6 protein-coding genes are annotated in these 5,481 nt (G+C 67.4%); 2 read left to right on the top strand and 4 right to left on the bottom strand.

Translation table 11 applies throughout. The annotated features are described in order from the left end of the window. A partial coding sequence (locus C5O18_RS05915; protein ID WP_105192337.1) for a sigma-70 family RNA polymerase sigma factor occupies nucleotides 1-479 on the bottom strand: 479 nt, incomplete at its 3' end. 134 nt (nucleotides 480-613) lie between these two features. Further along, nucleotides 614-1,645 (bottom strand): AraC family transcriptional regulator, encoded by a 1,032-nt coding sequence (locus C5O18_RS05920; protein ID WP_105192327.1) that lies wholly within the window; start codon nucleotides 1,643-1,645, stop codon nucleotides 614-616. 216 nt (nucleotides 1,646-1,861) lie between these two features. Here C5O18_RS05920 and C5O18_RS05925 point away from each other — a divergent pair, with 216 nt between their 5' ends. Together C5O18_RS05925 and C5O18_RS05930 are read left to right on the top strand one after the other, a co-directional pair. Beyond that, nucleotides 1,862-2,701 (top strand): metal-dependent hydrolase, encoded by an 840-nt coding sequence (locus C5O18_RS05925; protein WP_158249283.1) that lies wholly within the window; start codon nucleotides 1,862-1,864, stop codon nucleotides 2,699-2,701. Nucleotides 2,702-2,723: 22 nt separating this feature from the next. Then, complete coding sequence (locus tag C5O18_RS05930; protein WP_105192331.1) at nucleotides 2,724-2,999, top strand: hypothetical protein; 276 nt, start codon at nucleotides 2,724-2,726, stop codon at nucleotides 2,997-2,999. Nucleotides 3,000-3,079: 80 nt separating this feature from the next. Here C5O18_RS05930 and C5O18_RS05935 read toward each other — a convergent pair whose 3' ends face one another. Both C5O18_RS05935 and C5O18_RS05940 read right to left on the bottom strand, forming a co-directional pair. Continuing rightward, nucleotides 3,080-4,198, bottom strand: a complete 1,119-nt coding sequence (locus C5O18_RS05935; RefSeq protein WP_105192333.1) for a putative solute-binding protein — start codon at nucleotides 4,196-4,198, stop codon at nucleotides 3,080-3,082. A gap of 11 nt (nucleotides 4,199-4,209) precedes the next feature. Beyond that, nucleotides 4,210-5,226: a putative solute-binding protein gene (locus C5O18_RS05940; protein WP_105192335.1), complete on the bottom strand. Its 1,017-nt coding sequence runs from the start codon at nucleotides 5,224-5,226 to the stop codon at nucleotides 4,210-4,212. Nucleotides 5,227-5,481 lie beyond the last annotated feature (255 nt).

The raw sequence follows: 5,481 nt of genomic DNA on the forward strand, positions 1-5,481 counted from the left end.
CGAGCCATGTACTTCTGCACCGAGCTGACGGAAATGCCCAGCTCGCGCGCGATGTCGGGGTAGGTCATGCCGTCGAGCTGGGACATGAGGAAAGCGCGCCGGACCAGTCCGGGCAGGCCATCGAGCAGGCGGTCGATCTCGACCAGCGTCTCCAGCAGCGCCAGCTGCTCCTCGGCCGACGGGCTGTAGGCCGGCGGCAGCGCCGCCAGCGCCTCGTGATAGGCCCGCTCCAGCGCGGCGCGCCGGTACTGGTCGATCATCAGGCCCTTGGCGATGGTGGTCAGCAGCGGCCGGATCTCCGCACGCGCCATCAGGTCGGGCCGCGCGAGCAGGCGCAGGAAGGTGTCCTGGCTCAGGTCCTCGGCACGATGCCGGCAACCGAGCCTGTGCCGCAGCCAGCTGGTCAGCCAGGGCTGATGGTGTCGGTACAGGGTATCGGGCAGCGTCGCTGCCGCCAGCTGCGCGGACGGGGAAGGCATGGACATGACCGGGACGGAATTCACCCGATCATCATAATAATATATATTCTTATTTACAATACTGAAACCGGCGTGCTGCGCTCACGCCGGCGGCACTCGCCCCGGCACCGGCAGCAGTACCGGCCCCTCCCCGCTCAGCCCCGCTCGGCACGGTATTCCCGTGGCGACTTCCCGGTCCAGCGCCGGAAGGCGCGGCCGAAATTGGACGGATCCTGGTAACCCAGCTCGGCGGCGATCTGGTCCACCGTCAGCGTGCTGTGCAGCAGCAGCTCCACCGCCCGCCCGCGGCGCAGCTGCTCGATGATCATCTGGTAGCTGGTGCCGAGCTCGGCGAGGCGGCGGCGCAGCGTGCGCGCGCCCAGCCCGAGGACATCGGCGATGCGCTCCAGCGAGGCGTCATCGGCCAGATGCTGGCGCGCGGCACGGCGCACGTCGGCGAGCAGGCCGCCGCCGCCCTGCAGGCGCTCGTGCAGGCGCCGCAGCTCCTCCTCGCACTGGGCGGTGGCCATCTGCAGCAGCTGCGGATCGGGTTGGCTGATGGGCAGCAGCAGGCCGGCGCGCGGGAAGCGGAACTGGTTGAAGGCGGCATCGAACAGCAGGTCGGCCTGCGCCAGCTCGGGCCAGTGCTCGTGGTGCGGCTGCCGGGGCCGCGCCAGCCGCACCACGCCATTGAAGTCGCGCCCGGTGACCTGGCGGCCGCAGACGGCGATCAGCGTCATCAGCGCATCCAGCAGCACCGGTCCCATGGGCCCCAGCGGCACGCGCTCGTCGAGCTGCACCACCGCCATGTCGTCCTCGCGGAAGAGCCGGATCTCGAACAGGCTGGTGCGGGTACGGAAATAGCGGATGCTGATGTCCAGCGCCTCGCCGATGGTGCGACTGGACAGGATGGCATAGCCCAGGAAGCCGTGGCTGCGCAGGTCCAGACGCCGGCCCAGGGCCAGGCCCAGCCCGGGATCGGGGTCCAGCTGCAGGAGGTTGACGAACAGGCGCAGACAGACCGGCAGCGGCACCTGGCAGCCCGGCTGCTCGAGATCCGCCAGCGCCAGTCCCGTGCCCGCCAGCACCTGCGCCACCGGCAGGCCGCGCTGCTCCGCCTGCTGGCAGGCGAGCGCGAGGTAATGTCCGGAGAGAGTCTCCTCGCCGCCCCGCCGTGTCGCCGTCATCGCACATCACTCCTGCCCCGACCGATGGCCGCTAATGACCGATTTTCGGCAGACATTAACCTTCAGGCATCAAGACTGGCAAGTCACAGTAAGGTCACGGGCCTTTTCATGCGCCCTTGCACCCGGCCGCGACCCCGCGACCGGCCAGCGGGTCCCTGCGCGGACCCGGACACGAGCGCCCGGCGTGACGGGCGGAAAGACGGCGGAGAGACGGCCATGATCAGCAAGACACCCCTGCGCATCCGCGTGCGCCGCATGGACTACGACATGAGCGGCCTGCGCCGCTACTGGTACAATGACAACGCCTGGATCACCCACTTCCTGAACGCGCTGTCGACCACCTTCCCGGATGGCGAGCGCTTCTTCATCCACTCTGTGCGCAATTTCGAGCAGCAGATCAGGGACCCCGAACTGCAGGCGCAGATCCGCGCCTTCATCGGCCAGGAGGCCAACCACGGCAAGGAGCACGAGGCCTTCAACCAGGCCCTGATCGACCAGCACGGCCTGCCGCTGGAGAGCAAGCTGAAGTTCATGAAGAACGCGCTGGCCTGGGCCAAGAAACGCTGGTCGCCGCGCGAGCAGCTGGCCATGACCGCCGGCTTCGAGCACTTCACCGCCATCCTCGCCAACCTGCTGCTGGAGCGGAAGGATGCCATCGCCGACATCGCCGGGGTCTACAGCGACATGTTCCTCTGGCACGCGGTCGAGGAGACCGAGCACAAGGCCGTGGCCTTCGACCTCTACCAGGCGGTCGACGGCGACTACTGGCTGCGCGTGAAATCCATGGCGCTGGCCACCTTCTTCTTCATGCTGGTGACGCTGCGCATGCAGTACAGCCTGCTGAAGCACGACAACCAGCTCGGCAACTGGCGCGACGCGCTGGGTTTCGCGAAGTTCATGCTGGTCAAGCCCGGCTTCCTGACCCGCATCATCCCGCAGTACCTGGACTACTACCGCCCCGGCTTCCACCCCTGGCAGCACGACAACCGTCACCTGATCGATCCGCACATCGCGGCGCTGGCGGCGCACGAACTGCACGCGGTGAAGGCGGCCTGAACACCACGCGACCGACAAATGCATGATCCCGTGCCTGCGGGATCATGCATTCGGTCATGTCACTGTCTATAATGTGGGCATGATAAGAAGTCCGCTGTTCCCCGATCACACCGACATTGACGTCGCGACACTCGAAGGCATGGACATAGAAGCGCTGGAGGCACTGGTCAGCCAGGCCGCCGCCGCCCTGCAACGCCACAGGGAAAACAACCGTCGCTCGCTGCAGAGCGACATGGGAAAGCTCGCCCGCCAGGCGGGCCTCAGCCCGGCCGAATGGCAGATGCTGGTAGGCGACTGAGCTGCCATGGCGCCAGCCATGCCCGCCTGGGCATCAGCCAGGCTCCCGGAACGGCAACGCGCACTCCCTCCACCCGCTCCTCACTCGTCGAAGGTGCCGCACTCCGCCGCCGCCGGCACGTGCTTGCAGCGCGCGCGCTTGAGCATGCTCATCATGACCGGATCGTAGACGCCCTGCTTGGTCAGGTAGCGCCGGGCCTCGCCGAGCATTTCGTAGTACTTGTCCTGGTCGGCCTTGGGCAGGTCGATCCACAGGTTGCGCGGAATGTCGCTCTCCGCCTCGCGCAGCATGGCGATCAGCTTGTCGATGTGCTCCAGGCCGAAGCGGCGCAGCTGGTTCAGGCGGGCATCGAGGTCGGGAATCTTGGGCAGCACGCGGTCGCGGCGGATCACCAGCGCGCCGGACGCCTGCAGCAGCGGGAAGCGGATCACCCCGCCCTTCGTGCCCACGCCCTTGGCCAGCTCCATGGGCTTGAAGCCCATGGCAGGCGCCGCGATGATGTCGGCCTGGCCGTTGTTGAACTTGCCGGCGTAGGTGCTGAAATCTGCCGGCACCGGCTGCGCGCCGATGCCGGAGATCATCTTGCCCAGCGTCGGCTCCCACTCCAGCACCACCACGCGCTTGCCGGCGGCCTTGGCCAGCGAGTTGATCTTGCGGTCGTTGACGAACACGAAGATGGCGCCGATGGGCATGACGCCCGCCACCTGGTAGCGCCCGTTGATCGCCAGCGAAGCCACCACCGGGTTGGCCAGCATCTCCAGCAGCGACTTCATCTCCTCGTAGCTGCGCAGGTTGCCGGGTGCGTCCAGGCTGCCGAGGATGGCGTTGAACTGCTTGGCGCGCAGGGTCGACAGTGCCACCGCGTCGCACTGGCCGGACTTGAAGTCCTCGGCGGCCACGCGCTCGTCGCTGTAGCCCTTGATCTCGGCGATCAGGTTCCATTCCCTGGCGAAAGCGGCGAGCTCGCGCGCGGTCTGGATGATCTTGCCGTTGGGGCCCAGCGGGTCGAAGATGCAGAAGCTCATCTGCACCGGACGCGGCAGCGGCTGCGGCAGGCCGGCCTTGCCCGGCTGGGCCGCCGGCAGCGCCAGGCCGCCGGCCGGCTTGTCACTGGCCAGGGCGGTGCCCGCCAGACCGCCGCAGAGCAGCAGCGCGGACAGGGCTCGGCGGCTGCGCGCCATCAGGACGGACTGCTTCATGCCTGGATTCCTCATTCGTCGAAGAGACTGCATTCTTCGTTGGACGGCTCGTGCTTGCAGCGCACCTTGCGCAACAGGTTCATGACACTGGTGTCGTAGACGCCGTCAGCGGTCATGCGCAGGCGCGCCTCGCGCAGCATGCGCGAGTACTTGGCCTTCTCGGCGTCCGACAGCTCGATCCAGACTTCCTTGGGCATGGCCGCCTCGGCCGCCTTCAGGCGCACGATGAAATCGTCGATGAAACGCAGGACGTAGTCACGAAGCTGCAGCAGGCGCTCGTCGAGGTCGGGGATCTTGGGCAGCACCAGGTCGCGCCGGATCAGGATGGTGCCGGTGGCCTGCAGCAGCGGGAAACGGATCACCCCGCCCTTGCTGCCCACGCCCCGGTACAGTTCCAGCGGCTGGTAGGCCATGGCCGGCGCCGCGATGATGTCGACCTGGCCGTTGTTGAACTTGCCGGCGAAGCTGGTGATGTCGGAAGCCACCGGCTGTGCGCCGATGGCCGAGATCATCTTGGCCTGCGACGGATCCCAGTCCAGCACCGCCACCTTCTTGCCGGCCGCTTTCTCGATGCTGTTGATGCTGCGGTCGCGCACCATGACGAAAAGCGCGCCGATGGGCAGCACGCCCGCCACCTGGTAGCGCCCCGCGATCGACATGGGCGCGAAGGCCGGGTGCGCCATGGCGCGCACCAGCGTGCGCAGCTCTTCGTAGCTGCGCAGGTTGCCGGGGGCATCGATGCTGCCGACCTGACGGTTGAACTGCTTGGCGCGCAGCGAACTGAGACCGACGATCTCGCACTGGCCGGCCTTGAAGTCCTCGGCGGCGATGCGCTCGTCCGGATAGGTGCGCAGCTGCACATCCAGACCCCAGCGACGGGCATCGAGCATGAGGTCCTTGGCCATGTTGGCGACCGGGCCGTTGGCGCCGACGGGATCGAACACGCAGGCGCGCAGCTTGACCGCCGGCGACAGCGGCTTCAGCGGCTCGGCGGCCGGCAAGAGGGAACTCGCGGCCAGCAGGGCCATGAACGGCAGCGCCGGCGAAAACAGACAGCGGAGAAGAGACGAATATGACATGCGCGGGTCCCGATCCTGTTTCTGGTGACAGGTATGGCGATTCCGGAAACGGCCGCTGGTCGCGACCGGACGCCACGGCAACCGACCGCGGCAAGATGACGCGCATTGTTGTCAATTTCGCCGGGGTTGTCCACGACCCGTCGGTCATCACCGACGGGCAAGGCCATCAGGCACCGCCGGCCAGCCACATTCCGGAGCAATCAG

The sequence above is a fragment of the Amnimonas aquatica genome, assembly GCF_002943415.1.
Classification (GTDB): domain Bacteria; phylum Pseudomonadota; class Gammaproteobacteria; order Pseudomonadales; family Moraxellaceae; genus Perlucidibaca; species Perlucidibaca aquatica_A.

Coding starts and splice junctions, on each gene's coding strand:
- C5O18_RS05920 (WP_105192327.1), bottom strand. CDS start 1,645: ATGACGGCGACACGGCGGGGCGGCGAGGAGACTCTCTCCGGACATTAC.
- C5O18_RS05935 (WP_105192333.1), bottom strand. CDS start 4,198: ATGAAGCAGTCCGTCCTGATGGCGCGCAGCCGCCGAGCCCTGTCCGCG.
- C5O18_RS05940 (WP_105192335.1), bottom strand. CDS start 5,226: ATGGCCCTGCTGGCCGCGAGTTCCCTCTTGCCGGCCGCCGAGCCGCTG.
- C5O18_RS05930 (WP_105192331.1), top strand. CDS start 2,724: ATGATCCCGTGCCTGCGGGATCATGCATTCGGTCATGTCACTGTCTAT.
- C5O18_RS05925 (WP_158249283.1), top strand. CDS start 1,862: ATGATCAGCAAGACACCCCTGCGCATCCGCGTGCGCCGCATGGACTAC.